Origin of the sequence: Streptosporangium sp. NPDC006013 (assembly GCF_040614275.1) — a bacterium.
In the GTDB taxonomy this organism is placed as follows: Bacteria; Actinomycetota; Actinomycetes; order Streptosporangiales; family Streptosporangiaceae; genus Streptosporangium.
The window spans coordinates 1-26,691 of record NZ_JBEXUE010000092.1 but is presented as its reverse complement, the minus strand read 5'-3'; the positions used below and the strand labels follow the sequence as shown (position 1 = coordinate 26,691).

Sequence of the window (26,691 nt, the reverse complement as noted above, 5' to 3'; positions counted from 1 at the left end):
TCTACTCGACCTACTCGCTGATCCTGGCCACGTTCCTGGGCACCATGGGGCTGCCGCATGTGCTGGTCCGCTTCTACACCAACCCCGACGGCCGGTGACCGACCCGCGAGCAGCCGTCCCCGCCGGCTGGCGCACCGCGGCAGGCGAACTTCGATGGGCCGCCTCCTTCCTCGGTCCCTGGCTCGGCAGGCGCCTGCGCGGCCGCTCCTCCGGCGACGGCCGCACAGCCAAACGCCCGAACCTCCTTCCCCTGCACGCTGCTTTCGCAAGTGGCGAGACGAAGGAGAACGGCACACGCCCCGGCGACGCTCCCCGGCTCTCATGAACGATCCTTTGTCCGAATTCGAACGCGCCCACGGCTTGCTGACACCCCGCGGCTCACCCGCATGGCGAGGCGTAGGAGTTGTCCGGAAGGTACTGTTCCCATTCCTTCCTGGTGATGGGCGTGCCGGAGGCCGCGCAGATCCTCTTCTCGGCCAGTGTGACGTCGGTGCTCCAGAACTGGGCGGTCATGTCCGCCGAGGTGGTGGCAAGGGTGCCGGTCCTGGGATGGAACAGTACGCTGGACACCTTTCCCCAGTGGCCGGACAGGACCGCCCAGAGCCGCGGATCCGTCACGTCGTCCACCTTCCAGAGACGCACCGTCTGGTCGGCGGAGGCGGTCGCCAGCATCCGGTCGTCGGGGCTGAACGCCACCGACTTCACCGCCGCCGAGTGGCCGCGCACCTCGGAGAGCTGCCGTGGTTTGGAAGGGGTGGACACATCCCATACGCGTGCGGTTCCGTCGTTGGACGCCGTGGCCATGCGGGTGCCGTTGGAGTTGAAGGTCACGGAGTTGACGTCGACGGAGTGGGCGGTGATCTTCGAGAGCATCGAGAGGTGACCTGAGTCCGAGACGTTCCATATCGTCACGGTCCTGTCGGCGGACGCGGTGGCCAGGTATCTCCCGTCTGGACTGAAGGTGATGTCCCAGGCGGCGTCACCGTGTACACGCCTGTCGAACAACAGTTTCGGCTTGGCCGGCGTGGACAGGTCCCACAGCTGGACGGAACCGCACCCGCATGCCATGGCCAGCAGTTTCCCGTCCGGGGCGAACGCCACCGCGTCGGCCCTGCCGGCATTGCTCCTGAGCGTGGACAGGAGCCGGGGTTTCGCGGGATTCGCGATGTCCCACAGGCGCCCCAGCCCACAGCCGCACGCCGTGGCCAGCAGTTTCGCGTCGCGGCTCAGCGCGACCCCCTCGATGGTGTTGTTCTCTTCCTGGAGGCTGGCCAGGAGTGTCGCCTTTGAGAAGTTTGAGATGTCCCATAGACGAGCGGTGCGGTCGACGGACCCGGTGACGGCGAACCTTCCGTCGGCGCTGAGCGCCAGGCTCGTGACGGCGTCGGTGTGCCCCCTGAGTGTGGGCAGGGATGTGATGATCCCGGGGCCGTCTATGTTCCACAGGCGGGTTGCGCCGTCCGAGGAGGCCGTCGCCAGGGTATGTCCGTCCGGGCTGAAAGCCACCTGCTGAACCTCCGCGAGGTGACTGCCCAGTGCCAGGAGAGACAAGGGTTTCTTCGGGTCGGCCACGTTCCACAGGTAGGCGAGGTTGTCGGCCGAGGCTGCGGCGACCATGAACCCGTTCGGGCTGAACTTGACTCCGTAGAGGCGCTCCTTCGCGGGATAGGAACTGCTCAACCTCGCCGGCCGAGCTGGTCGTGACACGTCCCACAGGGACATGCCCCAGTCTTCTGAGGCGCTGGCCAGGGTTTTCCCCTCAGGACTGAAGGAGACGGCGCTCACCGAGTTGACGTGCCCCTTCAGCGTGGAGACGTGCTTGGGCCGCCTGCCGTCCGAGATGTTCCACAGCCGGATGGTGGTGTCGTTGGAGGCCGTGGCCAGCATCCGCCCGTCTGTGCTGAAGGCGACTTCCCGCACTCCGGCCCGGTGGCCTTTCAGCGTGGAGAGGAGCCCGGGTCGCCCCGGGTCCGAGACATTCCAGAGCTTCGCCGTCCCGTCATCCGAGGCGGTGGCCATCGTCCCGACGGCACTGAGAGCGATGCCGGTGACCGTTTCCCGGTGCCCGGCCACAACAGCCGTCATCTTCGGTCTCCCGGGAACGGTGACGTCCCAGAGCCGGGCCACGCCACCGCTGGAGGCCGTGGCGAGCAGATGGCCGTCTCGGCTGAACGCGACCCCGGTCACGGGGCGGGAATCCACCTTCAGTTCCGCCAGCTTCCCCGGCCGGCTCCGGTCGGAGATGTCCCACATCTCGACCGCACCGTCCGCGTAGGCCACGGCGACGCTTCCCCCCTGAGGGGCGAACGTGACATCGTACGCCTGGGCGTGATCGGCGACGATCCTGGTCGGCATGGCCCGTGAGAGGGTCGACAGCAACGCTCCCCGCGATTCGGGGGTCACGCTGACCTGGTACGCGGCGAGATTCAACTGGGCGCCCAGCGTCCTGTCCGTGAGCCGGTTGCCGATGTCGGCGGCCCGTTGCGAGGTCACGTCGTCGCGTTGTTCCTGGACGGTCCTGCGCTGCAGGAAGGCGGTCCCTCCCGCCCCCATGGCGACCAGCAGGAGCAGGGTGAGCGCCGCGATCACCTGGCGGGTGATCCGCGTGCGGCGGCGACCCAGCCGGGTGCCCGCGTCCAGGAAGGCGGTCTCCAGCGGTTGGAGTTCGCCCTGCTCCAGCTCGGCCGTGATCGTCCGCGCCGCGACCAGGCGGGTGTCGGTATAGAGGTACGAGGGGTCGCGGCCGTGCTGGTCCCAGGCGGCGGAGTCCTCCGCCAGCTGCTGCTGGATCATGAGGTTCGACCGGTTGGCGCCGATCCACGCCCCCAGCTGGGGCCAGGCGCGGATGAGGGCCTCATGGGCGATCTGGACGGTGTTCTCGTCGACGGTGACCAGGCGCGCGGCGACGAACTCGTCCAGCGCTCGCCGGGCGGGCGGATGACCGGCCGAGGCGGGCGGTGGGAGCAGGTCAGGCAGCGCGACGAACCGGCGGGTGTCCTCGGCCCCCTCCTGAATATGCACCAACCTCAGCAGGATCCGCCGTGCCGTTCTGGCACCGTCGTCGTCGAGCCGTGACAGGGCCGCGTCCGCGCTGGCGGCGATGGCACGGTCGATGCCGCCCGTGGCGTGGTACCCGGCCAGGGTCAGTATCTGTCCCTCCCGGTGCTGCCAGGTGGCGAGCAGCGCGTGCGAGAGCAGGGGCAGGGAGGCCCCCGCGCTCGCGGCCATGGCGCTGCTGGTCGCGCCGAGCTCGCGCAGCAGGAGATTCACCAGGCCGTCCTGCAGAGCCAGGCCGGAGAGCATCGCCGGCCTCTCGATCGCCTCACGCAGTTGGGCGGCGGTCATCGGCCCGACGACGATGGGCTGTTCCAGGGCCGCGACCAGCCAGGGGTACCGGCTGCAGTGGCCGTAGAAGTCGGCGCGCACGCCGATGACGACGGTGGCCGCGGGCTCTTCCCCCTGCTCCCCGCGGCAGGCCGCGCAGATCGCCTCGACGAAGGCCCGCCGCGCGCTCTCGTCGGCGCAGGCGGTGAACACCTCCTCGAACTGGTCGACGATCACCACCGGCCTGCCGGACACGCGAGGCACTTCTCGCAGGACGGCGCTCAGCGCATCCGGATTCCTCGCGATCTCGGTGGACGGAACACGGGACGGCTCCGCAGGGAGCCTCGACATGCGTTCGGCCAGTCTGCCCAGAGGGTCGTCACCGGGGGTGATCAGCAGATGCGGGCGGCCGGCCTGCCGGAGGGCCGGGATCAGCCCCGCCCCCAGCAGCGACGACTTCCCCGAGCCCGAGGACCCCACCACCGCGAGCGGGACACCACCGGCGGGGCCCTCCATCACCCGGGCCCGCAGCACCTCGGTGAGCTCGTCACGGCCGAAGAAAAGGTGGGCGTCCTGCGGGCCGAACGCGGCCAGTCCCTGGTAGGGGCTGAAGCCATCCGGGCCGCCTGCCTCGGACGGCAGGTCGGGGGGAACGGGAGCCCGGTAGGCGGGGTTGGGGGCCAACGGAAGGGTGTCGGTGTGATCGGTGGCCTGGCGGCGTGGCCGTGGCAGTCCCTCCCCTGCCATGGAACGATCCAAGGAGCGGTAGAGCGCGTCAAGGGTGAACTCGCGCGGACCTCGGGGATCTCCCTCGGTGAGCAGCCGGATCAGCTCGCCGGTGAAGGCGGTGTGCGGCTGCCCCGGACGGGTCCAGGCGCTTTCCTGCCCGCTCGCCGAGGCGAGCAGGTAGGTGCCGTGCCGCCAGGTGGTCCCAAACACCTCGTCGGTCGCCGCCGCCACCGGCCCGGACGCCCTGCCGGAGAAACAGCAGTCCAGGCCGATGACGATGAGACGGGCCCGGCAGCGGGACAGGACCTCTCGCACCGTCGGGAACGGCAGTGCCTGGTAGGCCGCCACGCCCCGGCTCAGATCGACGGTGGCCCGCGTGGCCAGATGCAGTTCCCGGTTCGGGCCGATCAGGCCGTGCCCCACGTAGTAGAGGAAGAGCACGTCGGTTGCCGACTCGGCCGCCGACACCAGGGCGGCGCCGATCGCGTTCGGGGTCTGGGGGTCCATGACCCTGGTCAGGTTCAGCGGGTCGAGTCCCGCCCGTTCCACCAGACAGCCGGCGAGCGCCGCGACCGTCGTCGTGACCGACGGGACCGGCTGGAGGATCGAGTCGGGAGAGTGCGTGGAGGATCCGACCAGCAGGGCCCGGGAGCCGGGGCCGGTGAGCAAGACCGGCTGTGCTCAGACCAGTGGCCTCGCGGTCGGCGGGATCGCCACCGGCAGGGCCGTCTGGCCGGTGAGGTAGCGGTCCGCGGCCGAGGCGGCCGAGCGGCCCTCGGCGATCGCCCACACGATCAGGGACTGGCCGCGGCCCATGTCCCCGGCGACGAAGACGCCGTCGACCGAGGACATGTAACCCCTGTCCCTGGCGACGTTGCCCCTGGCGTCGAAGAACTCGCCCTCGGCGACCTCGGCGAGCTCGGTGAGCAGGCCCTTCTTCTCCGGTCCCACGAAGCCCATCGACAGGGTGACCAGCTCGGCGGGGATCTCCCGCGCTGAGCCGGGCACCGGCTTGAACCCGCTGCCGGGACCCTCCACCTCGACCAGGCGCAGCGCCCTGACGTTGCCGTCGGCGTCGCCGACGAACTCGGTGGTGGAGACCGCGTAGACCCGGTCGCCGCCGCCGTCGGCCAGTTCCTCGTGGGCGCTCTCCATCTTGAACAGGATGGGGAAGGTGGGCCACGGCTGGCTGCCGGGGCGCTCCGCCGGAGGTTGGGGCATGATCTCCAGCTGGGTGACCGAGGCGGCCCCCTGCCGGATCGCGGTGCCGATGCAGTCGGCGCCGGTGTCGCCGCCGCCGATCACGACGACGTGCTTGCCCTCGGCGCTGATCGGCGAGACCGGGAAGTCACCCTCCTGGACCTTGTTGGAGGGCGGCAGGAACTCCATCGCCTGGTAGATGCCCTTCAGGTCGCGCCCGGCGACGGGCAGGTCCCGCCACTGGGTCGCGCCGCCGGCCAGCACGATCGCGTCGAACTCCGCACGCAGCCGCGCCGCCGTGATGTCGACTCCGACGTTGACGCCGGTACGGAACTCGGTGCCCTCGGCCCGCATCTGGGCGAGCCGGCGGTCGATGTGCCGCTTCTCCATCTTGAACTCGGGAATGCCGTAGCGGAGCAGGCCGCCGATCCGGTCGGCGCGCTCGAACACCACCACGTCGTGCCCGGCACGGGTGAGCTGCTGCGCGGCGGCCAGGCCCGCGGGGCCCGAGCCGACGACCGCGACCCGCTTACCGGTCTTCGAGGCGGGGAGCTGGGGGGTGACCCAGCCCTCCTCGAAGGCGCGGTCGATGATCTCGACCTCGACCCGCTTGATCGCGACCGGGTCGGAGTTGATACCGAGCACGCACGCCGCCTCGCACGGAGCCGGGCACAGGCGGCCGGTGAACTCCGGGAAGTTGTTGGTGGCGTGCAGGCGCTCGATGGCCTCCTGCCAGTCGTCCCGGTAGACCAGGTCGTTCCACTCGGGGATCAGGTTGCCCAGCGGGCAGCCGTTGTGGCAGAACGGGATGCCGCAGTCCATGCATCGCGCCGCCTGCTTGGTCAGCGTGGGCTTGGAGAAGTCCTCGTAGACCTCCCGCCAGTCGCGGATGCGGACGTCCACCGGGCGGCGCGTCGGCAGCTCTCGTCCGTGAGTGAGGAAACCCTTGGGGTCGGCCATCGGTCGTACCTCCCTTATCCCTGAACAGCCTGAGCGGTGTGGACGAGTCGCCGGGGGTTCCCGGCCGGGGTGCGCGTGGACATCGGCCTCACCCCTGGACCGCGGCGGTCATGACCGCCTCGTCGATGTCGCGGCCCTCCAACCGGGCGGACTCGGCGGCCCGCAGGACCCGCTTGTAGTCCGTCGGCATGATCTTGCCGAAGCGGGACGGGTCCCAGTCGGCCAGCAGCGCCTTGGCCACCGTGGAGCCGGTCTCGGCCAGGTGCGCCTCGACGATCTCGCGCAGCGTCTCGGAGTCGGCCTCGTCGAGTTCCTCGATCTCCACCATCTCGCGGTTGACCCGCTCGACGTCGGGGTCGAGCAGGTAGGCGACGCCGCCCGACATGCCGGCCGCGAAGTTGCGGCCGGTCGGACCGAGGATGACCGCCTTGCCGCCGGTCATGTACTCGCAGCCGTGGTCGCCGACGCCCTCGACCACCGCGGTGGCGCCGGAGTTGCGGACGCAGAACCGCTCCCCCACGACGCCGCGGATGAACGCCTCGCCGGAGGTCGCGCCGTACAGGCCGACGTTGCCGGCGATGATGTGCCCCTCCAGCGGGGCCGCCTCGTGCGGCTGGACCGAGATCCGGCCGCCGGACAGGCCCTTGCCGACGTAGTCGTTGGCGTCGCCGGTCAGCCGCAGCGTGACGCCCCTGGGCAGGAAGGCGCCGAAGGAGTTGCCCGCGGAGCCGGTGAAGCGCACGTCGATGGTGTTGTCGGGCAGGCCGGCGCCGCCGTACCGCTTGGTCACCTCGTGACCGAGCATGGTTCCGACGGTGCGGTTGACGTTGCGGATGGGCAGTTCGAGGGTGACCCGGGAACCGTCCTTGAGCGCGCCCTCCGCGAGCTGGATCAGCGTGTTGTCCAGCGCCCTCGCCAGTCCGTGGTCCTGCCCCACCACGCGGCGGAGCGAGGCGCCGGCCGGCAACTCGGGCTGGTGCAGGATCGGTGCCAGGTCAAGCCCCGCGGCCTTCCAGTGGTTCTCCGCCGAGGTGGTGTCCAGCAGCTCGGCGTGGCCGACGGCCTCCTCCAGGCTGCGGAAGCCCAGCGCGGCGAGATACTCGCGGATCTCCTCGGCGATGAACTCGAAGAAGTTGACCACGAACTCGGGCTTGCCGGTGAACCTCTTGCGCAGCTCGGGGTTCTGGGTGGCGACGCCGACCGGGCAGGTGTCCAGGTGGCAGACGCGCATCATCACGCAGCCGGAGACGACCAGGGGTGCCGTGGCGAAGCCGTACTCCTCGGCGCCGAGCAGCGCGGCGATGACCACGTCGCGGCCGGTCTTGAGCTGGCCGTCGACCTGGACGGTGATCCGGTCGCGCAGGCCGTTGAGCAGCAGCGTCTGCTGGGTCTCGGCCAGTCCGAGCTCCCAGGGGGCGCCCGCGTGCTTGAGCGAGGTCAGCGGGGAGGCGCCGGTGCCGCCGTCGTGGCCGGAGATGAGCACGACGTCGGCGTGGGCCTTGGACACGCCCGCCGCGACTGTTCCGACGCCGACCTCGGCCACCAGCTTGACGTGCACGCGGGCGGCGGGGTTGGCGTTCTTCAGGTCGTGGATGAGCTGGGCGAGGTCCTCGATGGAGTAGATGTCGTGGTGCGGCGGCGGCGAGATGAGGCCGACGCCCGGGGTGGAGTGCCGGGTCTTGGCGATCCACGGGTAGACCTTGTGGCCGGGCAGCTGGCCGCCCTCGCCGGGCTTGGCGCCCTGGGCCATCTTGATCTGCAGGTCGTCGGCGTTGACCAGGTACTCCGACGTCACGCCGAACCGGCCGGAGGCCACCTGCTTGATGGCCGAGCGGCGGACCGGGTCGTGGAGCCGCTCGGGGTCCTCGCCGCCCTCACCGGTGTTGGACTTGCCGCCCAGCCGGTTCATCGCGATGGCGAGCGTCTCGTGCGCCTCCATCGAGATGGAGCCGTACGACATGGCGCCGGTGGAGAACCGCTTGACGATCTCGCTGACCGGCTCGACCTCGTCGATCGGCACCGGCTCGCGGACCCCCTCCTTCAGCTTGAACAGGCCCCGCAGCGTCATCAGCCGCTCCGCCTGGGAGTCCACCAGGCCGGTGTACTCCTTGAAGATCTCGTAGCGGCGCGAGCGGGTGGCGTGCTGCAGCTTGAAGACGGTCTCGGGGTTGAACAGGTGAGGCTCGCCCTCGCGGCGCCACTGGTACTCGCCGCCGACCTCCAGGCGGCGGTGGGCGTTCTCGGCTCGGGGGTAGGCGCGCAGGTGGCGCAGCGCCGCCTCCTCGGCGAGGACGTCGAAGCCGACACCGCCCAGCCGGGAGGTGGTCCCGGTGAAGCAGGCGTCGACGACCTCCTGGCTCAGGCCGAGCGCCTCGAAGATCTGCGCACCGGTGTAGGAGGCGACGGTGGACACCCCCATCTTGGACATGACCTTCAGCACGCCCTTGCCGTACGCCTTGATGAGGTTGCGCACGGCCTTGTGCCTGTCGACCCGCAGCACGCCGGAGTCGACCATGTCCTCGACGGTCTCGATGGCCAGGTACGGGTTGACCGCACCCGCGCCGTAGCCGATGAGCAGCGCCATGTGGTGCGCCTCGCGCGCCTCGCCGGTCTCGATGACCAGGCCGACCCTGGTGCGGGTCTTCTCGGCGATCAGGTGGTGGTGGACGGCACCGGTGAGCAGCAGCGACGGGATCGGCGCCAGCACGTCGGAGGAGCCCCGGTCGGAGAGGACGATGATCCGCGCCCCGCTCTCGATCGCCTCGGAGACCTCGGCGCGGATCTCCTCGATGCGGCCGAGCAGTGCCTCGCCACCGCCCGCGACCTCGTACAGGCCACGGACCACGTGCGGGCGGAAGCCCGGCAGCGCGCCCTCGTCGTTGATGTGGATGATCTTCGCGAGCTCGTCGTTGTCGATCACCGGGTAGGGCAGCACCAGCTGGCGGCAGGAGGCCGGGCCCGGGTCGAGCAGGTTGCCCTCGGGGCCGATGGTGGTGGCCAGGGAGGTGACGAGCTCCTCCCGGATCGCGTCCAGCGGCGGGTTGGTGACCTGCGCGAACAGCTGGCTGAAGTAGTCGAACAGCAGCCGGGGCTTCTCGCTGAGCACCGCGACGGGGGTGTCGGTGCCCATCGAGCCGATCGGCTCGGCGCCCGCCCTGGCCATCGGCGCCAGGATGATCCGCAGCTCCTCCTCGGTGTAGCCGAAGGTCTGCTGCCGCTTGATCAGCGCCTCGTGCGTCGGGACCTCGTGCGAGCGGGCGGGCAGTTCCTCGAAGCGGACCAGCCCGGCGTGCAGCCAGTCCGCGTACGGCAGCTCGGCCGCCAGCTCGGCCTTGATCTCGTCGTCCTCGATGATCTTGCCGAGCTCGGTGTCGATCAGGAACATCTTGCCGGGCTGCAGGCGGCCCTTGCGGACCACGTCCTCGGGGGCGATGTCGAGCACGCCGGCCTCGGAGGCCAGCACGACCAGGCCGTCGGTGGTGACCCAGAACCGCCCCGGGCGCAGGCCGTTGCGGTCGAGTACCGCGCCGACCAGGGTGCCGTCGGAGAAGGTGATCGAGGCCGGGCCGTCCCAGGCCTCCATGAGGGTGGAGTGGAACTCGTAGAACGCCCGCCGGGCGGGGTCCATCTCGGTGTGGTTCTCCCACGCCTCGGGGATCATCATCAGCACCGCGTGCGGCAGCCGGCGCCCGGCGAGGTGCAGGAGTTCCAGGGTCTCGTCGAAGGAGGCGGTGTCGGAGCCGGCCGGGTCGCAGATCGGGAAGAGCCGCGACAGGTCTCCCGGCAGGTTCGCGGTCCGCAGCATGGCCTCGCGGGCCCGCATCCAGTTGCGGTTGCCCTTGACCGTGTTGATCTCACCGTTGTGGGCGATGTAGCGGTACGGGTGCGCCAGCGGCCATGAGGGGAAGGTGTTGGTGGAGAAACGCGAGTGGACCAGCGAGATCGCGGTCTCGTAGCGCTCGTCGCTGAGGTCGGGGAAGAACTGCTCGACCTGCAGCGGGGTGAGCATGCCCTTGTAGACGATGGTCCGGCAGCTCAGCGAGGGGAAGTAGACGTTCGCCTCGTGCTCGGCCCGCTTGCGCAGGCAGAAGGCCAGCCGGTCCAGCTCCAGGCCGGTCTCGCCGTTGGGGGACGTCACGAACAGCTGGCCGAAGAACGGCATCACCGCGCGGGCGCTCGGCCCGGGCAGGTCGGGGGTGGTCGGCACGTCGCGCCAGCCGATGACCGTCAGGCCCTCCTGCTCGGCGATCTCCTCGATCAGCCGCACCGCCCCGGCGCGGGCCGGCGCGTCGGCGGGCAGGAAGGCCGTGCCGACGGCGTAGGCGCCCGCCACGGGCAGGGGGAAGCCCACCACCGTGCGGAAGAAGGTGTCGGGGATCTGCGTCAGGATCCCGGCGCCGTCGCCGGTGTCCGGCTCGCTTCCCTGGGCTCCTCGGTGATCGAGGTTGCACAGGGCGGTCAGTGCCTTCGCGACGATGTCGTGGCTGCGGCGACCGGCCACGTCCGCGACCATGGCGACGCCACAGGCGTCGTGCTCGTGCGAGGGGTGGTACAGGCCCTGGGGCTCGGGAAAGCCGAGGTGGGCAGCGGGCATCGAATCCCTCCCGTCGTCTTGCTTCTTTGGAACAAGCAAGGGACGACGTTGGCCCTGCTGCGTGGTGGGTAGAGGTTACCGTACCCTGCCGGATACCGGCCTACCCGGTCAGGTCACACCGATTTGGCGCAGATTCGCCCGGTTTGTTTAACACGCGCTGATGGCACGACATTCCAGGTCCGGGCTTTAAGGTGGCCGAATGGAACCGAGCGCCCCCGCCGAATCGGGCGACCACACCGGCCTGACAAACACCGGAACCACGCACACCCCGGGCGTGTCGGAGGTGCCAGGCGGCCCGGCCGCCCACGAGGGGGTCAGGGCGCTCGTCGCCCGGCTGGGCGTCGACGGCAGGCGGCTGAGGATCGCGCTGGCCGCGTTGGGCGACGGCCGCTGGTGGACTCTCGCCGACCTGGTCAGGCGGACCGCGACGTCGCGGCGGACCATCGAGGCGCTGCTACGCGAGGTGGACGGGGAGCTGGAGCGCTCCGGCGACCGCTTCAGGCTTCCCGCCCACTGGGCCGGGCAGGAGGTGAGCACCCTCGCACCGGCCGACCCGGTGGCGCACCTCCTTTCCGACCGGGCGGAACTGGTCGCGCGGATGGACGAGCTGATCGCCAAGGCCCCCCGGGGCCGCCACACGCTGGACCACGTCGCCGCGACCGGCGACACCGTGGTCCGGCGGGCACTGCTGCTGGACGCCCGGTTCTGGCTGGACGACGCCCGGCTGCTGTGCGTGGGCGACCACGACCTGACCTCGCTGGCCACCGCGATGCTGCACCCCGGCGTCGAGGTGACGGTCGTCGACGTCGACGAGCGCATCCTGGCCTACATCGCCGGCCAGGCCGACCGGCTCGGGCTGGCCGTGCGGACCCGCTGGGCCGACCTGCGCCTGGGACTGCCCGCCTCCACGCAGGCCTGGGCCGATCTGGCGATCACCGACCCGCCCTACACCCCCGAGGGGGTCGGGCTGTTCGTCGCCCGCTGCGCGGAGGGGCTGCGCGACCGCGAGCAGGGCCGGATCATGCTGGCGTACGGCGCGAGCGAGCGCACCCCCGCGCTCGCCCTCAAGGTGCAGCAGGCCCTGTCCCAGCTCAACCTGGTCAACGAGGCGATCTACCCCGACTTCAACCGCTACCTCGGCGCCGAGGCCATCGGCTCGGCCGCCGACCTGTACGTCCTGCGCCCCACCACGAGGACCTGGCCGGCCGCGGCCGCCCGTACCGACTCCTCCGGCACCGCCATCTACACGCAGGGTCCCCAGTCCGTGGAGTCCGCTGTGACCTCCACTGTGGACTCCACTGTGGACTCCGCAGCCGGTTTCGAGGGCGGGTTCGTCCCGGAGGTGCTGGTGGGCGAGTGGCCCCGCGACGTGCTGCCCAGAGCCCCCAGGGCGCGCCTGGCGACCTGGCTGGCCAAACCCTACGCCAGTGCCCCGGCCAGGGTGGCGATCTCCGTACCGGCCGGGCTGGAGGCCGCGCTGCCCCGGCTGCTGCTGGCCACCCGCGCCGGGGAGGTCCGGGTCACCCTGGCCGCGGCCCCCGGAAACCTCCCCGCCGACCTGCTCGCCCCCGTCTACGACCTCACCGTCGAGGGCGCGTCCGTACGCGCCGTACGGACGACGCCTCACCAGGACGACACGGCCCGGATCCTGCGCCGCGTCCTGGACAACGCGCACGGCAAGCTCGCCAACACCTGGCGCGAGGCCCTGATCAAGGTCAGGGGCGAGTTGACGAAGAAGCAGGCCAGGGCGGTCATCGCCGCCGTCGCCCCGTGGGCGGACGACGTCACGGTCCTCGAACTGCCCGCCCACCGGCTACTGGAGCTCCGGGCCGCGGTGGAGAGCTCCCTCAGCGCACCAGCCGGCGCTGGATCGCCAGGCTGAGGCCGTCCACGGCGACCTGCGGGTAGGTGAGATCCACCTGACCCCCCTCGACCACCGGGGCGACCCAGCTCACCGTGGCGTAGTGCCCCAGGGCACGGGCCTGTGCCCAGCTGCGTGAGCCGTCGAAACCCTCGGGCGTGTCCGGAGCGGGCCGGACGAAGCCGTCGCTCCTGAGCGCCGCCACGAGTCTGTCCGCGGCGGCGGAGTCCGCGAGGTTGAAAATCAGGAACTGGCCGGAGACCTCGCCGTCCTCGGTCTCGTAGCGGGCCCGCAGCACCTGCGTGCACCCGTCAAGCGCGTCCAGCGCGCTCCCCCAGGCCGCCTCGGCGCAGTCGGCGAGGGTCTCGGTGGCCTTGAGCGCGAGCCTGGTCGTGCCCGCCGACACCGAGGGGCCGGGGAACATCTCGGCGACGGTCAGCGGCTGGGGGTCGAGGGCGCGGGTCGCGATGGGCGCGTAGTGGGCCGTACTGGGCTCCGCGCGAAGGACGGCGGCGCGCGGGTCGGGCCTGCCCCCCAGCAGGAGGAAGGCCGCCACCCCGGCGACCACGACCAGCACGGCGACGGTGACGGCGATCCACTTGCGCATGGGGAAAGAGCTTACTTCGACAGGCGGGACGCCAGGGACCACTGAGCCGGGGCGGACACGGGGACGGCGGGGACTATTTGGACGGGGCGGGCGCGGGGGAGGCGGCGACGATGCGGCGGAAGATCGCCTTCTCCACGCCGCGGACCGTCAGAGCCAGCGAGACGAAGTCGTCCTTCGGCCCGGGATCGGCGCCGTCGGTCCTGCCGATCCAGACCAGGCCCGCGTAGTGCCCCATGGCGTGCCCGCTGGACTCGGTGTGACCCCCGGCGGGGAAGACGGCCTTGCCCGCCTGGAGCGGCCGGACCCAGCCGCCTCGGTGCAGGGTGGTCAGCGTGTTCACCAGCGTGTCGGCCGAGGCGGTGTCGCGGAGGTTGAACAGGGTGTACTGGGCGACGTAGCGGCCGTCCGCGCTGACGTACAGGCCCCTGGCCACCTGGGTGCACCCGCCCTGGGCGAGCAGGTCGGCGAGCCCTTGGCCCCAGGTCGCCATCACACAGCCGGCCTCCAGGCGGGTGGCCGCCAGCCTCAGCGTGACCCTGCCCTCCTTGAGGGTCCTGGTGGCGAAGAGGTCCTTGACCGTCAGCGGCTTGGGGTCGGCCTTGCTCTGCGCGATCGGGGCGAACACCTTGGAGGAGGGCCAGCCCTTGTAGACGTCGGGCCTCGGCTCGGTGCCGATGACCGAGGCGGTGGCCCGTTCGGGCACGAAGTCGTTGCCGATCGCGGAGATCGCGAGGGTGAGGGCGACCGCGGCGACCAGCACGCCCGCCACCGCCCCGAAGACCATCAGCAGCCGCTGCTGGGGCCGGGTCAGCCCCCACTCGTCCAGCCGGGTGATGTCCTCGGTCCGCGCCCTGGCGGAGGTGCGGCGGCGCTTGCGCGCGGATGTGGAGGGCGGGCCTGCCGGAGGGGTCACAGTCCGCCCCCTCCCAGGAGGGTGCCCAAGCCGAAGGTCAGGGCCGCGGCGACCGCGCCGACGAGGAGCTGGCGCAGCCCGCTGTACCACCAGCTGCGCGCGGTGACCCGGGAGACCAGCGCGCCCGCGCCGAACAGGGCCAGGCAGGAGATCACCGCCGAGGTCACCAGGCTGGTGACCCCGAGCAGGTACGGCAGGAGCGGCAGGAGCGCGCCCACGCCGAACGACAGGAACGAGGAGATCGCGGCGATCCTGGGCGAGGGCAGGTCCTGGGCGGTGACCCCCAGCTCGGCCTGGGTGTGCACCTCGAGCGCCCGGTCGGGGTCCATCGAGATCTGCCGGGCCACCTCGGCCGCCACGGCGGGCTCGACGCCCCGGTCCTCGTAGAGCTTGGCGAGCTCCTGCTGCTCGGCCTCGGGGTGGCGTTCAAGCTCGCGCCGCTCGACGTCGATCTCGGCCAGGGCGAGTTCCCGCTGGCTGGCCACCGAGACGTACTCACCCCCGGCCATGGAGAACGCGCCCGCCGCCAGCCCCGCGACCCCGGCCAGCACGATGACCGTGGTGCCGCCGGTGCTGCCGGTGCCGCCGGCGACACCGGCGATCAGGGCGAAGTTCGAGACGAGGCCGTCCATCGCGCCGAACACCGACGGCCGCAGCCAGCCGCCGTTGACGTCGCGATGCCGGTGGTGCATCTCGGCGCGGCCCCCCGAGTCGTCGCCGCTCACCGGGATCCTTTCTCCTCCTGGTCGGCCAGGTCGGACGGGTGGGCCGGATCGACCGAGTCGTCGGCCGTGAGCGTGCCGGAGATGAGCCGCGGCTCACCGTCCTCCTTCGCCGTGCCGCCGCTCTCGTCGGGGTCGGCCAGGCCGGACGGGTGAGCCGGGTCGGCGGTGTCCTCCCCGTCCGAGGCGGCCGGGGTGACGACCGGCTCGGCATCGGTGTCGGCCCCGGCCTCACCCTTGTCCGCGCCGGCTGTCTCGCCCTGCACGGGCTCGGCGGCCGGATCGGGCAGCGGACGGACCTGCTCGGCGTTGCTCTTGTTCCTGGCGTACCAGAAGTAGGCCATCGCCCCGATGAACAGGATGATCGAGGTCCACTGGTTGAGCCGCAGGCCGAGGATGTGGTGGGCGCTGTCGACCCGCAGCCCCTCGATCCAGAAGCGGCCCACGGTGTAGCCGGCGACGTAGAGCGCGAACAGGCGGGCGTGACGGAGCGCGAATTTGCGCCCTGCCCAGATGAGAACCAGCGCCAGGCCCAGGTCCCAGATCGACTCGTACAGGAACGCCGGGTGGTAGGTGGCCTCGCCCGGCACCGTGCCCGGCCGGTCGGGGTCGATCTCCAGGCCCCACGGCAGGTCGGTGGGGCTGCCGAACAACTCCTGGTTGAAGTAGTTGCCCCAGCGGCCGATGGCCTGGGCCACCGCGATCCCGGGGGCGACGGTGTCGGCCACCGCGGACAGGGAGATGCCCCTGTTACGGCACCCAAGCCAGACACCCACTCCACCCAGTGCGACGGCACCCCAGATGCCCAGGCCACCGTTCCAGATGAACAGCGCCTCGATCGGCTCGTTGGGTGCGTCCGGCCCGAAGTAGAGCTGCCAGTCGGTGATGACGTGATAGAGGCGTCCACCGACCAGGCCGAACGGCACGGCCCAGACGGCGAGATCCACGATCGTCCCCGGCTCACCGCCGCGGGCACGCCAGCGGCGCTCGCCGATGACTACCGCGACGACGACGCCGAGCACGATGCACAGTGCGTAGGCCCGGATGGGGACCACGCCGAACAGATACCAGACCCCCTGAGAGGGGCTGGGAATCGAGGCGAGGGGCATGTCAGGTGACGTTACCGTGTCCCGGGCTACTTGGCGGCATCAAGAACGGCCTGGCGTAGCTCGGCCGGCTTGAAAGCCACGTTCGTGTCCAACTCGACGCCGTTGAGCTTCAGCGTCGGGGTGCCCGTGAGCTTCTGGGACTCCATGACCTTGGTGCTGTAGGCGATGTGCGCGGGCGCCTTCTCCTGGCTGGTCACGCACGCCTCGAAGCCGGGATCGGTCACCCCGGCGTCCTTGCCCCAGGCGATCAGGTCAGGGATCTTGAAACCCTCCACGAGCTCCGAGGGCTGCTCCTTGAACAGCTTGTCGTGGAAGGCGATCCACGGGGCGCCCCCGGGGATGCAGCGGATCGCCGACGCGGCGCGCAGCGAGTTGGCCCGGGTGATCCCCTTGTTGGTCTGTTCCTGGAAGATCGTGATCGGGTGGTAGACCACCTTGGCCTTGCCCTCGGCCGCCAGATTCTTGATCGTTGGGCCGCTGGTCTCCTCCAGCGCCCTGCAGGCGGGGCACTGGAAGTCCTCGAAGACGTCCAGGACCGGCTTCTCCACACCCGCTCTGGCCATGACCACCGAACCGTCCCCGGCGACGGTGATCGGCGCGAGCGAGGCTCCGACCTGCTCGGACTTGCTGCTCTGGGCGGCGAACCACCAGCCACCGCCGACGGCAGCGATCGCGACGACGGCCGCGGTCACGATGGTCGCCACACGCTTTCGCTTGTCCCTCCGCATCTGCTCTTCGCGCTGCGCCTTGATCCGATCACGCGCCGACTGCTCCCGCGCGGCCTTGCCCATCAGTAAGCCTCCTTCTCCTGGAGCTCCTCGTCATCGCTCTCGACGTCCTCGTACGACTCCTCGCCCGGGGTGAGCCCAAGCGCGGAGTCCAGCGCGAAGCGGCCCGGGGGGAAGACCGCGACGAACACGCCGAGTCCGAAGAGACCGAAGTCACGCAGGATGTCGATGAGGTAGTCGGGCTCCACCCCGGCCGCCAGCTGACCGCCACCGCCGAAGCAGCCGCAGTCGATGCGCAGCCCGCGCGCCCACGCCGAGGCGATGCCGATGACGAACGCCAGCATAAGCAGCGCCGAGATGACACCCGCCGCTCGGGTGAGCAGCCCGACGACCAGCAACAACCCCACGACGATCTCCAGGATCGGCAGGCCGTAGCCGACCGCCGTGGCGAGCGATTTGGGGAGCAGATCGTATGCCTCGACCGCCTGAACCGAGAGCACCGGAGTGCCGATCTTGCCCCAACCCGCGACGATCAGCACTCCCGCCAGCACCAGCCGTGAGACGGTCGTTACCCAGGGTAGCGCCGAAATCACGATACGCGACCTATTGGGCGCGGGGTTATCAGAGGTCACGAGCACCATTCTCCTATTCCAAGCCCCGGCCACAGACGTCTTCGGCGAATGCCAGGTATTCGAGGAAAACCTCATCACGAGCCTGATAAGCATCGAATAAGCCTGCCTGGCAGGCGCGGAAGCGGGAGCGGCCCCTTCCTTCGAGTAAGGGAGCCGCTCTCGAACGGGCTCGTCAGCCGCGGACACCCGCCGCCAGCTCGGCGCCCAGCTCACGGACCGACGCCAGCCCCGAGGCCTCGTCCGGCGCGTCGAGAACGCGGCGGATGAACGCCGACCCCACGATGACGCCGTCGGCGTAACCCGCCACCTCGGCGGCCTGCCTGCCGGTGCCGACGCCCAGGCCGACGCAGACCGGAAGGGAGGTGTGCGAGCGGGTGCGCTCGACCAGGCCCTGCGCGGCCGCGCCGACCGAGTCGCGGGCACCGGTGACGCCCATCAGCGAGGCCGCGTAGACGAAGCCGGTACAGCTGTCGACGACCGCCTTGATACGGGCCTCGGTGGAGCTGGGCGCGACGAGGAAGACCGTGTCGATCCCGGCCCCGGCACTGGCCTCGCGCCAGGGCCCGGCCTCCTCGGGGGTCAGGTCGGGGGTGATGGTGCCCACCCCGCCCGCGTTCGCCAGGTCACGGGCGAAGCGGTCGGCGCCGTAGCGGTCGATCGGGTTCCAGTAGGTCATGACCAGGGTGGCGGCACCGGTCTTGGCCACGCCCTCGACGGTGCGCAGCACGTCGGCGATGCGGGTGCCGTTGGTCAGCGCCCGGTGCACGGCGTCCTGGATCGTCGGGCCGTCCATGAGGGGATCGGAGTAGGGCAGGCCGATCTCGATCACGTCGCAGCCGGCGTCCACCATGGCGGTGGCGACGGCGATCGCGCCCTCCTTGCTGGGGAACCCAGCGGGGAGATATCCGATGAGGGCGGCGCGGCCGTCCGCCTTGGCCTTGGCGAACACCGTCTGAAGAGTCGTCATCGTGGTTTCCGTTGCGGTTCGTCCCCTCCGGCACACCGGAGGGGAGGCAAGTCGGTAGTCAGAGGTTGAAGTACTTCATCGCGGTGCCCATGTCCTTGTCGCCCCGCCCCGAGAGGTTGACCAGGATCGTCGCCTCGGGACCCATCTCGCGACCGAGCTTGAGGGCTCCGGCGAGCGCGTGCGAGGACTCGATCGCGGGGATGATGCCCTCGGTGCGGGCGAGCAGCGAGAAGGCCTCCATCGCCTCGGCATCGGTGATGCCGTGGTAGGTGGCACGGCCGGTGTCCTTGAGCCAGGCGTGCTCGGGGCCGACGCCCGGGTAGTCGAGCCCGGCTGAGATCGAGTGCGACTCGACGGTCTGGCCCTCCTCGTCCTGCAGCACGTAGGTGCGCGAGCCGTGCAGCACCCCGACGGATCCCGCGGTGAGGGTGAGCGCGTGCTCACCGCTCTCCAGGCCCCGGCCGCCCGCCTCGTAGCCGTGCAGCTGGACGCCGGTGTCCCCGAGGAAGGCGTGGAAGATGCCGATCGCGTTGGAACCGCCGCCGACCGCCGCGGCGACCGCGTCGGGCAGCCCGCCGGTGAGCTCCAGCATCTGACGGCGGGCCTCGACGCCGATGATGCGGGCGAAGTCGCGGACGATCTCCGGGAACGGGTGCGGCCCGGCGATGGTGCCGAAGAGGTAGTGGGTACGGTCGACGTTGGCGACCCAGTCGCGGAAGGCCTCGTTGATGGCGTCCTTGAGGGTCTGGCTGCCGTTGGTGACCGGGACGACCGTGGCGCCGAGCAGCTTCATGCGGGCGACGTTGAGCGCCTGACGCTCGCAGTCGACGGCCCCCATGTAGATCACGCACTCCAGGCCCATCAGGGCGGCGGCGGTCGCGGTGGCGACGCCGTGCTGGCCGGCACCGGTCTCGGCGATCACCCGCGTCTTGCCCAGGCGCTTGGTCAGCAGGGCCTGGCCGAGCACGTTGTTGATCTTGTGGGCACCGGTGTGGGTCAGGTCCTCGCGCTTGAGGATGATCCGGGCGCCCCCCGCCTGCTCGGCGAAGCGGGGCACCTCGGTCAGCGTGGTCGGCCGCCCGGCGTAGGTGCGCAGCAGGTGGTCGAACTCCCGAAGGAACGCCACGTCGCTCTTCGCCTTGTCGTACTCCGCCGCGACCTCGTCCAGGGCCGGGATGAGCGCCTCTGGCACGTAGCGGCCGCCGAAGACGCCGAACTTGCCGTGGATGTCCGGGTCGTTGCCGTGGAGACCGTTCCCGGCGAGGTCCGCGGCGGTGAGGACGGTTCCTTCGTGCGTTGTCACTGCTTACTGCCCCTCGGGTCGGGATGCGGGGTGGGCACCGGCGGTGACCAGGTCGACCACGGCGGCCCGCGGATCCTTGCCGGTCACCAGGCTCTCGCCGACCAGGACGGCGTCGGCGCCCGCCCTGGCGTAGGCGAGCAGGTCATGGGGGCCGCGCACGCCCGACTCGGCGATCTTGATGATCCCGTCGGGAACCTTGGGGGCGAGCTTGGCGAACACGTCGCGGTCCACCTCAAGCGTCTTGAGGTTCCGCGCGTTGATACCGATGATCTTGGCTCCGGCGGTGAGCGCCCGGTCGAGCTCCTCCTCGGTGTGCACCTCGACCAGCGGGGTCAGCCCGATCGACTCGGCCCGCTCGATGAGCGAGACCAGCGCGTTCTGGTCGAGCGCCGCCACGATCAGCAGCGCCAGGTCGGCGCCGTAGGCGCGGGCCTCCCAGAGCTGGTACGAGGTGACGATGAAGTCCTTGCGCAGCACCGGGATGTCGACGACGGCGCGCACGGCGGCCAGGTCGTCCAGGCTGCCGCCGAAACGGCGTCGCTCGGTGAGCACGCTGATGACGTGGGCACCGCCCGACTCGTAGTCGCCGGCCAGCGCGGCGGGGTCGGCGATCGCGGCCATCGCGCCCTTGGACGGGCTGGAACGCTTGACCTCGGCGATGACCGCCACCTGGTCGCCGCCCAGCGCCGCGTAGGCGTCACGGGGGGCGGGCGCCCGCCCGGCCCGCTCCTTGAGCTCGGCCAGCGTCACCTTCTCCTGCCGCTCGGCCAGGTCGGCGCGGACTCCTTCGAGGATTTCCTCAAGCACGCTCATTTGCCCTCCCCGCGAAGTTCAGAGGCCAGGTTCGCGAACGCTGCCGTGTCCGTGGTTCGCTCGCTCCGCTCGCTCACGAGTAAGGCCCCTCCCGATCGACTGCCCTTGTCTCGCCGATGCTATCGGCCCGGCCGGGGTCGCCCCGCCACTGGGTGAAGCACAAAGGCGACTATGGGCCCAAGAATTCCCCAAAAGGGAGATTTCGTACTATCCAAAACACGATCATTAAAGCCAGAAATAACCAGACATAGGCCGGACGTATGGATTTCGCCACGGGCGGCCCACCCGATTCCCTCCCGGACCGACCACCCCACCAGGCACGCAGCGCCCAGCGACCCCAGAGCACGACCAGCACCGGGACCATGAGGGTGACGAGCGGGTTGAGCCCCAGCGCCGTCACCGGATCGCCGTGCACGAGCGCGTGCACGGCCCGCAGGCCGCCGCAGCCGGGGCAGTACAGACCGGTGAGCATGAGGAACGGGCAGGTCGGGTAGTGACCGGGCTCGTTCGGATCGACCGCCCCGACGAACGCGACCGCGGCACCCGCCACCAGCGCGGTACCGAGCGGCGCCAGCATGGCCCGCGCGCGTGAACCAGCGATCTTCCCCATGAGCACGGCCGTCGGCCCCCCCTCACCGGCCACCCTACTCGCGCCGGACGCGGACCCGCCTCAGGCGGCCGTCAGGTTCAGACACCCGTCAGGGAGGCACTGCTGAAGATGGCACCGACCACGACCACCCAGGCCAGCGCCGCCAGCCAGCACGCGATCCCGAAGTAGGACAGGACCAGGCCGGCGATGGCCATGCCCCGCCCCTCCTCGCCCGTCCGCTTGATCTGCCCCAGCGAGATGTGGCCCAGCACCACGCCCACGATCGAGGTGAGGCCGCAGACGAACAGCCCCGCGATCCCCATGATCAGCGCAGCGATGGCCATGCCGTTGTTACCCCGGGGAGGCGGCGCGCCGTAACCGCCGTAGGCGTCGTAACCACCACCGGGCGGCGGGCCGTAACCGCCGGACGAACCGTAACCACCCGGAGAGCCATAGCCACCGCCTCCCGGGGGTTGCCCGTAACCACCCGGCTGATTGCCATAGCTCATGAATGACTCCCATTTATCTAAGTTGCGGGCGAAATCCTAGCGAAAACCCTCCCGGGCCGAAGGAATCCGGGCACCCCTGTGAGCAAGTCGTAGCCGGGGCGCACGCCCCTCGGATCTCGGACCGCGGGATCGAGGAGAGCGCACCGAGCGTGCGGAGGCCGCGTTTCCGCCGAGGTCAGTGCTCCCGGGGGTCCTGATCGACCGTCGGGTCGGTGCCCTCGTCGAGGGCGTCCCACAGTGCCCGCTCGCTGGGGGCGCTCTCGGCGGGGGCGGAGCCCTGGCGGTTGTAGCGATCGGACATGCCCGGCCATCGGCCGCCCCGCAGCAGGGCCGTCACTCCCCCCGCCAGCAGGAGCAGCCCCCCTGCGGAGGCGATGATCGGCCAGACGACGGCCGAGGCGACCCGCGGCACGGAGTCCACGACCACCGGCGCCTGCTCCGCGGAGATCCGCAGCGCGGCGCTCGCGCCGCTCCCCCACCAGGAGGCGGCCACCACCCCGGCCCCGCAGAGCGCCATCACCACGCCGACGACCCTGCGCCACACGCCTGCCGTCGCCAGCACGGCGACCACCGCGGCGAGTGCCGCCCAGGCCGCGGGCCCCAGCGCGGGGGCCAGTTCCGCGGCGGGGACCGCCACCTCGCGGGTGCCGTACGTCACGGTGAACCAGTCGCGCCCGGCGGCGAGCAGCACGAGCGCGGCACCGGCCACGCAGGCCGCCAGCCAGGTCCACAGCTCCCGCTTGGCCGTCATGCCCGGGTCACCACCAGCTCGTCGGCGTCGAAGCAGGTCCGATCGCCCGTGTGGCAGGCGGCGCCCACCTGGTCGACCCTGAGCAGGATGGTGTCGCCGTCACAGTCGAGCGCGGCGGACTTGACGTGCTGGACGTGGCCTGAGGTGTCACCTTTCACCCAGTAGGACCCTCTGCTGCGTGACCAGTAGGTGGCCCTGCCGGTGGTGAGCGTGCGATGCAGCGCCTCGTCGTCCATCCAGGCGAGCATGAGCACCTCGCCGGTGTCGTACTGCTGGACGACGGCGGGAACCAGCCCGTCGGTGGTGCGCTTCAGCCGGGCCGCGATGGCAGGGTCAAGGGGCATGCGGCAATTGTGCCGCAACCAGGGAGAGGGGTAGCGTCCGGCATGGCCTGGCGAGCAGACCGGGGGCTCCCCTGAAGACCGACCCGGCGAGCCATCTGGCGGTGGTGGAGGCCACCACCCTGCCGTGCGCGTTCACCAGGAAGGCCGGTCCTCCCACCCTGCGGAGCAGTGGCGAGACGGCGACCTCGAAGCGGCGCACGAACACGTCGGCCGCCGCCACGCCGATGAACTCCCCGCCCTTCAGCACGGGCACCGACAGGGTCAGGGAGTACTCGGTGCTGCAGAGGAAATCCACGTACGGGCCGGTGAGAGTGTGCTCGGCACCGGAGCGCGGACCGGCGAACCAGTCCCAGTGCGTGTAGTCGTAGAAGGCGCTGCTGGAGGGGTCCATGTCCCGGAGCAGTTGCACGGGCTCCCCCGAGGCGCCCTCCTGCCACCACTCCAGATACCAGGGCGCGTCGATGAGCAGGCCGGGCGCGGCGATGAACCCGATGCCGGAGATCAGCCCGCCCAGCCGGGGAAAGAGCAGCGGGCGCAGCGCGGCCAGGTCGCCGCGCACCGGCGCGGTGCCCACAAGCCCGACCACGGCGTCGCGCACCTGGTGGAGCCCCTCGAAGACATCTTCGACGATGCCGCCGACGGCCACGGCCGCCACGGCCGCGCCACCGGGCGCCAGCAGCGCACCGTGTTCACTCACTTGATCCATCCGCCCCAGGCATCCGACGATCACGGCTCCCGCAGACGCAGCTCGATGAGGTGTTCCATCGCGTCGAGCACGTGCCGCTCCGCCAGGAGCCTGGCGTGGTCGTCGTCTCCGCGGTGGATGGCCTCGGCGATGGCGTGGTGCCGAGCCGACGTTCCATCGTCTCCCCCGTGAGCGGACCAGAGCAATGGTCCGATGTCAGCCTGTAACCTGATCTCTTCCTGAGTGAGTCGTGCCGACTGGGAGGCCGCGGCCACCTCGATGTGGAAACGCCCGTGCAGCCTGCGCAGGTGGGCCTGATCGCGGGAGCCGGCCATCTCCTGCAGCGTGCGGCGGAGCGGCGCGATGTCCTCCGGCAGTGCCCGCTGCGCGGCCAGCCTCGCGGCGGCCCCGGCGATGGCCGCGTAGTGGTCGCCCAGGTCGCGGAGTTCCTCCGCGGTGAAGGCGCACAGTCGATCGAGTGCCCGGGGAGCCTCACGCGGGGCCCGCACGAAGCTACCGCCTCCGCGCCCCCGCCGCGTCTCGACCATGCCCTGCTGGCGCAGGGCCATCAGGGCCTCCCGCAGCGTGACCGTGGACACGCCCAGCTGGGCGGCGAGCTCCGCCTCGCTGGGCAACTGCTCGCCGTCGGCCACCAGGCCGAGCACTATGGCGTCGGTGAGCCGCCTGACCACGGCGTCGACCCGCGCGGTGCTGTCGACCGGCGCGAACGCGGCCAGACGGGCACCACCCAAGATGTCTGCCATGCCCATGCGCCCTCCCTCGCCTTCGACGGTCATACAGTCTCCCACCTGGGGCTCCCACCTGGGGTCCCGTCCGGGGTCCCCCGAGTGCCGCCCGCGCGCGGCCGGCACCGTCGCGAGGATCTCACTCCGCGTCCCCTCGACGGTGATGTCCGAACGGCTCTTGCCATCAAACATCTAACCTCATATGTTTTCGGTCATGTCAGACCCAGCGGTGAGGTTGACCGGCCTCCGCAAGAGTTTCGGTGCCGTGGACGCGGTCACCGGCGTCGACCTCGACATCGCCGACGGCGAGTTCTTCGCCATGCTCGGCCCCTCGGGCTCGGGCAAGACGACGGTGCTGCGGATGATCGCCGGTTTCGAGACGCCCAGCGCGGGCACCGTCGAGCTCGGCGGGGTCGACGTCACCCGGCTCGCCCCCTTCGAGCGCGACGTCAACACGGTCTTCCAGGACTACGCGCTGTTCCCGCACATGAACGTGGCGGACAACGTGGAGTACGGCCTGCGGGTCAAGCGGGTCCCCCGGGCCGAGCGGCGCGAGCGCGCACTGGCCGCGCTGGCCTCGGTCCGGCTGGAGGGCATGGAGCGGCGCAGGCCGAACCAGCTCTCCGGCGGCCAGCGGCAGCGGGTCGCCCTGGCCCGCGCCCTGGTCAACCGTCCCCGGGTGCTCCTGCTCGACGAGCCGCTCGGCGCACTGGACCTCAAGCTCCGTGAGGAGATGCAGGTCGAGCTCAAGTCGATCCAGCGCGAGGTCGGCATCACCTTCCTGTTCGTCACCCACGACCAGGAGGAGGCGCTGACCATGAGCGACCGGGTGGCGGTGTTCGACCGGGGGCGGATCGAGCAGGTCGGCACCCCGGCCGAGATCTACGAGAGGCCCGCGAGCACGTTCGTCGCGGGGTTCGTCGGCACCTCCAACCTGATCTCCGGCCAGGCCGCGCAGGCGGTGCTCGGCCGGGAGGGCACGTTCAGCGTGCGCCCGGAGAAGCTGCGCCTCGCCGGCCTCGACGAGACGGTCGACGGCACGGAGCACAGCGCGACGGGCACCGTCGCCGAGGTCGTCTACGCGGGCCCCGCGACCCGGTTCGTGGTCGAGCTCGACGCGGGCGGGCGGCTCATCGCACTCCAGCAGAACCTGCAGGTCTCGTCAATGGACGTGATGGGCCTGCGTGGCACCAGGGTCCGGCTCATCTGGCACCGCCGGCACGAGTTCGCGATCGTCCCGTAAGAAAGGTCGTCATCCCATGCGGTCCACCCCCCGGATTGTCACCCGGCACAGCGCGGTCGTCCTCTCCGCGCTCGCCCTGGCCACCGTCACCGCCTGCGGCACCGGCTCCGCGCCCGCACCTGGCGCCTCCGCCGCCGCCCCCGGCCAGACCGGCTTCACCCCGCCCAAGATCGAGGCGCTGCAGTCGCTGGGCCCGGGAGAGGGGCAGGTCAACCTGGTCAACTGGGCCGGATACGTCGAGGACGGGAGCAACGACCCCAAGGTCGACTGGGTCACCCCGTTCGAGAAGGCCACCGGTTGCCAGGTCAACTCCAAGACCGCCGGCACCTCCGACGAGATGGTCAACCTCATGAAGACCGGCGAGTACGACGCGGTCTCCGCCTCGGGAGACGCCTCGCTGCGGCTGATCGCCGGCGGGACCGTCGCCCCGGTCAACACCGCCCTGATCCCGAACTACGCCGACGTCTTCGCCGGCCTGAAGGACAAGGCGTGGAACTCGGCCGGCGGGGCCGCCTACGGCGTGCCGCACGGACGCGGGGCCAACCTGCTCATGTGGCGCACCGACCAGGTCAAGCCCGCACCCGACTCCTGGGGCGCGGTGTTCGACCCCGCCTCGCCGTACGCGGGGAAGATCACCGCCTACGACTCCCCGATCTACATCGCGGACGCGGCGCTGTACCTGATGGCGACCAGGCCCGAACTCGGCATCAAGAACCCGTACTCCCTGGACGAGGGGCAGTTCCAGGCCTCGGTAGACCTGCTCAAGCAGCAGAGGAAGATCATCGGCGAGTACTGGTCCGACTACACCAAGGAGGTCCAGGCCTTCAAGAGCGGTGACTCCGTGCTGGGCACCACCTGGCAGGTCATCGCCAATGTGGCCCTGGCCGACAAGGCGCCGGTCGAGGTGACGCTGCCCAAGGAGGGGGCCACCGGCTGGTCGGACACCTGGATGGTCGCCGCCGCCGCCAAGAACCCGAACTGCGCCTACCGGTGGCTCGACTGGATCATCTCGCCCCAGGCCAACGCCCAGGTCGCCGAGTATTTCGGGGAGGCGCCCTCGAACGCGAAGTCCTGCGAGCTGACCGCCGACCCGAAGCACTGCGACACCTTCCACGCGACCGACGAGGATTACTACTCGAAGGTCTGGTACTGGACCACCCCCATCGCCCAGTGCCTGGACGGGCGCACCGGCGTCACGTGCAAGGACTACTCCGAGTGGACCAGGGCCTGGACCGAGATCAAGGGCTGAGCCCCGCCGGAACCACCCGTGCGGCGGGCACCGCAGCAGTCGGCCTTGGCGGCCTTGGCCTTGGCCACGGACTTGGTCGCGGCCTTGGTGGTGGAGGTGGTGGAGGACGTGGA

At 70.8% G+C, this 26,691-nt stretch carries 21 protein-coding genes and 1 pseudogene; 4 read left to right on the top strand and 18 right to left on the bottom strand.

Going from position 1 to position 26,691, the window contains the following annotated elements:
- Window positions 1-130: 130 nt before the first annotated feature.
- A pseudogene (locus tag ABZ260_RS16725) lies at window positions 131-325 on the top strand (hypothetical protein); the annotation flags it as partial.
- A 53-nt stretch (window positions 326-378) separates the two neighbouring features.
- On the opposite strand, the gene ABZ260_RS16720 reads toward ABZ260_RS16725, so the two are convergent.
- The 3 genes from ABZ260_RS16720 to gltB all read right to left on the bottom strand — a co-directional run bounded on the left by ABZ260_RS16720 (window position 379) and on the right by gltB (window position 10,807).
- The gene (locus ABZ260_RS16720) at window positions 379-4,722 is read right to left on the bottom strand and encodes a hypothetical protein (RefSeq protein WP_355617851.1); all 4,344 of its coding nucleotides are present in this window, start codon (window positions 4,720-4,722) and stop codon (window positions 379-381) included.
- A gap of 12 nt (window positions 4,723-4,734) precedes the next feature.
- A complete protein-coding gene (locus ABZ260_RS16715; RefSeq protein WP_355617848.1) occupies window positions 4,735-6,213 on the bottom strand; it encodes a glutamate synthase subunit beta in 1,479 nt (492 codons plus the stop codon).
- An 88-nt stretch (window positions 6,214-6,301) separates the two neighbouring features.
- Window positions 6,302-10,807 (bottom strand): glutamate synthase large subunit, encoded by a 4,506-nt coding sequence (gene gltB / locus ABZ260_RS16710; RefSeq protein ID WP_355617846.1) that lies wholly within the window; start codon window positions 10,805-10,807, stop codon window positions 6,302-6,304.
- 199 nt (window positions 10,808-11,006) lie between these two features.
- Between gltB and ABZ260_RS16705 the strand changes: the two genes are divergently transcribed.
- Window positions 11,007-12,689, top strand: coding sequence for a bis-aminopropyl spermidine synthase family protein (locus tag ABZ260_RS16705; protein ID WP_355617843.1), 1,683 nt, complete (start codon window positions 11,007-11,009; stop codon window positions 12,687-12,689).
- On the opposite strand, the gene ABZ260_RS16700 is transcribed toward ABZ260_RS16705, so the two are convergent.
- The 15 genes from ABZ260_RS16700 to ABZ260_RS16630 form a co-directional block, all read right to left on the bottom strand.
- Window positions 12,655-13,275 (bottom strand): hypothetical protein, encoded by a 621-nt coding sequence (locus tag ABZ260_RS16700; protein WP_355617840.1) that lies wholly within the window; start codon window positions 13,273-13,275, stop codon window positions 12,655-12,657. The two genes, ABZ260_RS16705 and ABZ260_RS16700, sit on opposite strands and share 35 nt — an antisense overlap.
- Before the next feature lie 73 nt (window positions 13,276-13,348).
- The gene (locus ABZ260_RS16695) at window positions 13,349-14,188 is read right to left on the bottom strand and encodes a hypothetical protein (protein WP_355617837.1); all 840 of its coding nucleotides are present in this window, start codon (window positions 14,186-14,188) and stop codon (window positions 13,349-13,351) included.
- Complete coding sequence (locus ABZ260_RS16690) at window positions 14,185-14,913, bottom strand: VIT1/CCC1 transporter family protein (RefSeq protein ID WP_355617834.1); 729 nt, start codon at window positions 14,911-14,913, stop codon at window positions 14,185-14,187. The genes ABZ260_RS16695 and ABZ260_RS16690 overlap by 4 nt, the downstream gene beginning before the upstream one ends.
- Window positions 14,910-16,019: a prolipoprotein diacylglyceryl transferase gene (gene lgt / locus ABZ260_RS16685; RefSeq protein WP_355617831.1), complete on the bottom strand. Its 1,110-nt coding sequence runs from the start codon at window positions 16,017-16,019 to the stop codon at window positions 14,910-14,912. The genes ABZ260_RS16690 and lgt overlap by 4 nt, the downstream gene beginning before the upstream one ends.
- Before the next feature lie 26 nt (window positions 16,020-16,045).
- Window positions 16,046-16,810 carry a thioredoxin domain-containing protein gene (locus ABZ260_RS16680; protein WP_355617828.1) on the bottom strand — a complete coding sequence of 255 codons (765 nt, stop codon included), beginning with the start codon at window positions 16,808-16,810 and terminating at the stop codon, window positions 16,046-16,048.
- Complete coding sequence (locus ABZ260_RS16675) at window positions 16,810-17,340, bottom strand: MauE/DoxX family redox-associated membrane protein (RefSeq protein ID WP_355617825.1); 531 nt, start codon at window positions 17,338-17,340, stop codon at window positions 16,810-16,812. Before ABZ260_RS16675 ends, ABZ260_RS16680 begins: the two co-directional genes overlap by 1 nt.
- A gap of 211 nt (window positions 17,341-17,551) precedes the next feature.
- On the bottom strand, window positions 17,552-18,346 hold the full coding sequence (gene trpA / locus ABZ260_RS16670; RefSeq protein WP_350965331.1) for a tryptophan synthase subunit alpha: 795 nt from the start codon (window positions 18,344-18,346) through the stop codon (window positions 17,552-17,554).
- 58 nt (window positions 18,347-18,404) lie between these two features.
- On the bottom strand, window positions 18,405-19,574 hold the full coding sequence (gene trpB / locus ABZ260_RS16665) for a tryptophan synthase subunit beta (RefSeq protein ID WP_355617854.1): 1,170 nt from the start codon (window positions 19,572-19,574) through the stop codon (window positions 18,405-18,407).
- A 78-nt stretch (window positions 19,575-19,652) separates the two neighbouring features.
- Entirely contained in the window at window positions 19,653-20,462 is an 810-nt protein-coding gene (trpC, locus tag ABZ260_RS16660; protein WP_350922798.1) for an indole-3-glycerol phosphate synthase TrpC, read from the bottom strand.
- A 169-nt stretch (window positions 20,463-20,631) separates the two neighbouring features.
- Window positions 20,632-21,072: a DUF2752 domain-containing protein gene (locus ABZ260_RS16655; RefSeq protein WP_355617822.1), complete on the bottom strand. Its 441-nt coding sequence runs from the start codon at window positions 21,070-21,072 to the stop codon at window positions 20,632-20,634.
- Window positions 21,073-21,149: 77 nt separating this feature from the next.
- Entirely contained in the window at window positions 21,150-21,560 is a 411-nt protein-coding gene (locus tag ABZ260_RS16650; protein WP_355617819.1) for a DUF4190 domain-containing protein, read from the bottom strand.
- Window positions 21,561-21,735: 175 nt separating this feature from the next.
- Window positions 21,736-22,311 (bottom strand): Trp biosynthesis-associated membrane protein, encoded by a 576-nt coding sequence (locus ABZ260_RS16645; protein ID WP_355617816.1) that lies wholly within the window; start codon window positions 22,309-22,311, stop codon window positions 21,736-21,738.
- The gene (hisI, locus tag ABZ260_RS16640; protein ID WP_350965339.1) at window positions 22,308-22,655 is read right to left on the bottom strand and encodes a phosphoribosyl-AMP cyclohydrolase; all 348 of its coding nucleotides are present in this window, start codon (window positions 22,653-22,655) and stop codon (window positions 22,308-22,310) included. Before hisI ends, ABZ260_RS16645 begins: the two co-directional genes overlap by 4 nt.
- The gene (locus tag ABZ260_RS16635) at window positions 22,645-23,352 is read right to left on the bottom strand and encodes a cache domain-containing protein (RefSeq protein WP_355617813.1); all 708 of its coding nucleotides are present in this window, start codon (window positions 23,350-23,352) and stop codon (window positions 22,645-22,647) included. Before ABZ260_RS16635 ends, hisI begins: the two co-directional genes overlap by 11 nt.
- Before the next feature lie 29 nt (window positions 23,353-23,381).
- Entirely contained in the window at window positions 23,382-24,104 is a 723-nt protein-coding gene (locus ABZ260_RS16630) for a GntR family transcriptional regulator (RefSeq protein WP_355617810.1), read from the bottom strand.
- Window positions 24,105-24,300: 196 nt separating this feature from the next.
- Between ABZ260_RS16630 and ABZ260_RS16625 the strand changes: the two genes are divergently transcribed.
- Together ABZ260_RS16625 and ABZ260_RS16620 are read left to right on the top strand one after the other, a co-directional pair.
- Window positions 24,301-25,329, top strand: coding sequence for an ABC transporter ATP-binding protein (locus ABZ260_RS16625; protein WP_350922814.1), 1,029 nt, complete (start codon window positions 24,301-24,303; stop codon window positions 25,327-25,329).
- Between the two features lie 16 nt (window positions 25,330-25,345).
- Entirely contained in the window at window positions 25,346-26,578 is a 1,233-nt protein-coding gene (locus ABZ260_RS16620) for an ABC transporter substrate-binding protein (protein WP_355617805.1), read from the top strand.
- Window positions 26,579-26,691 lie beyond the last annotated feature (113 nt).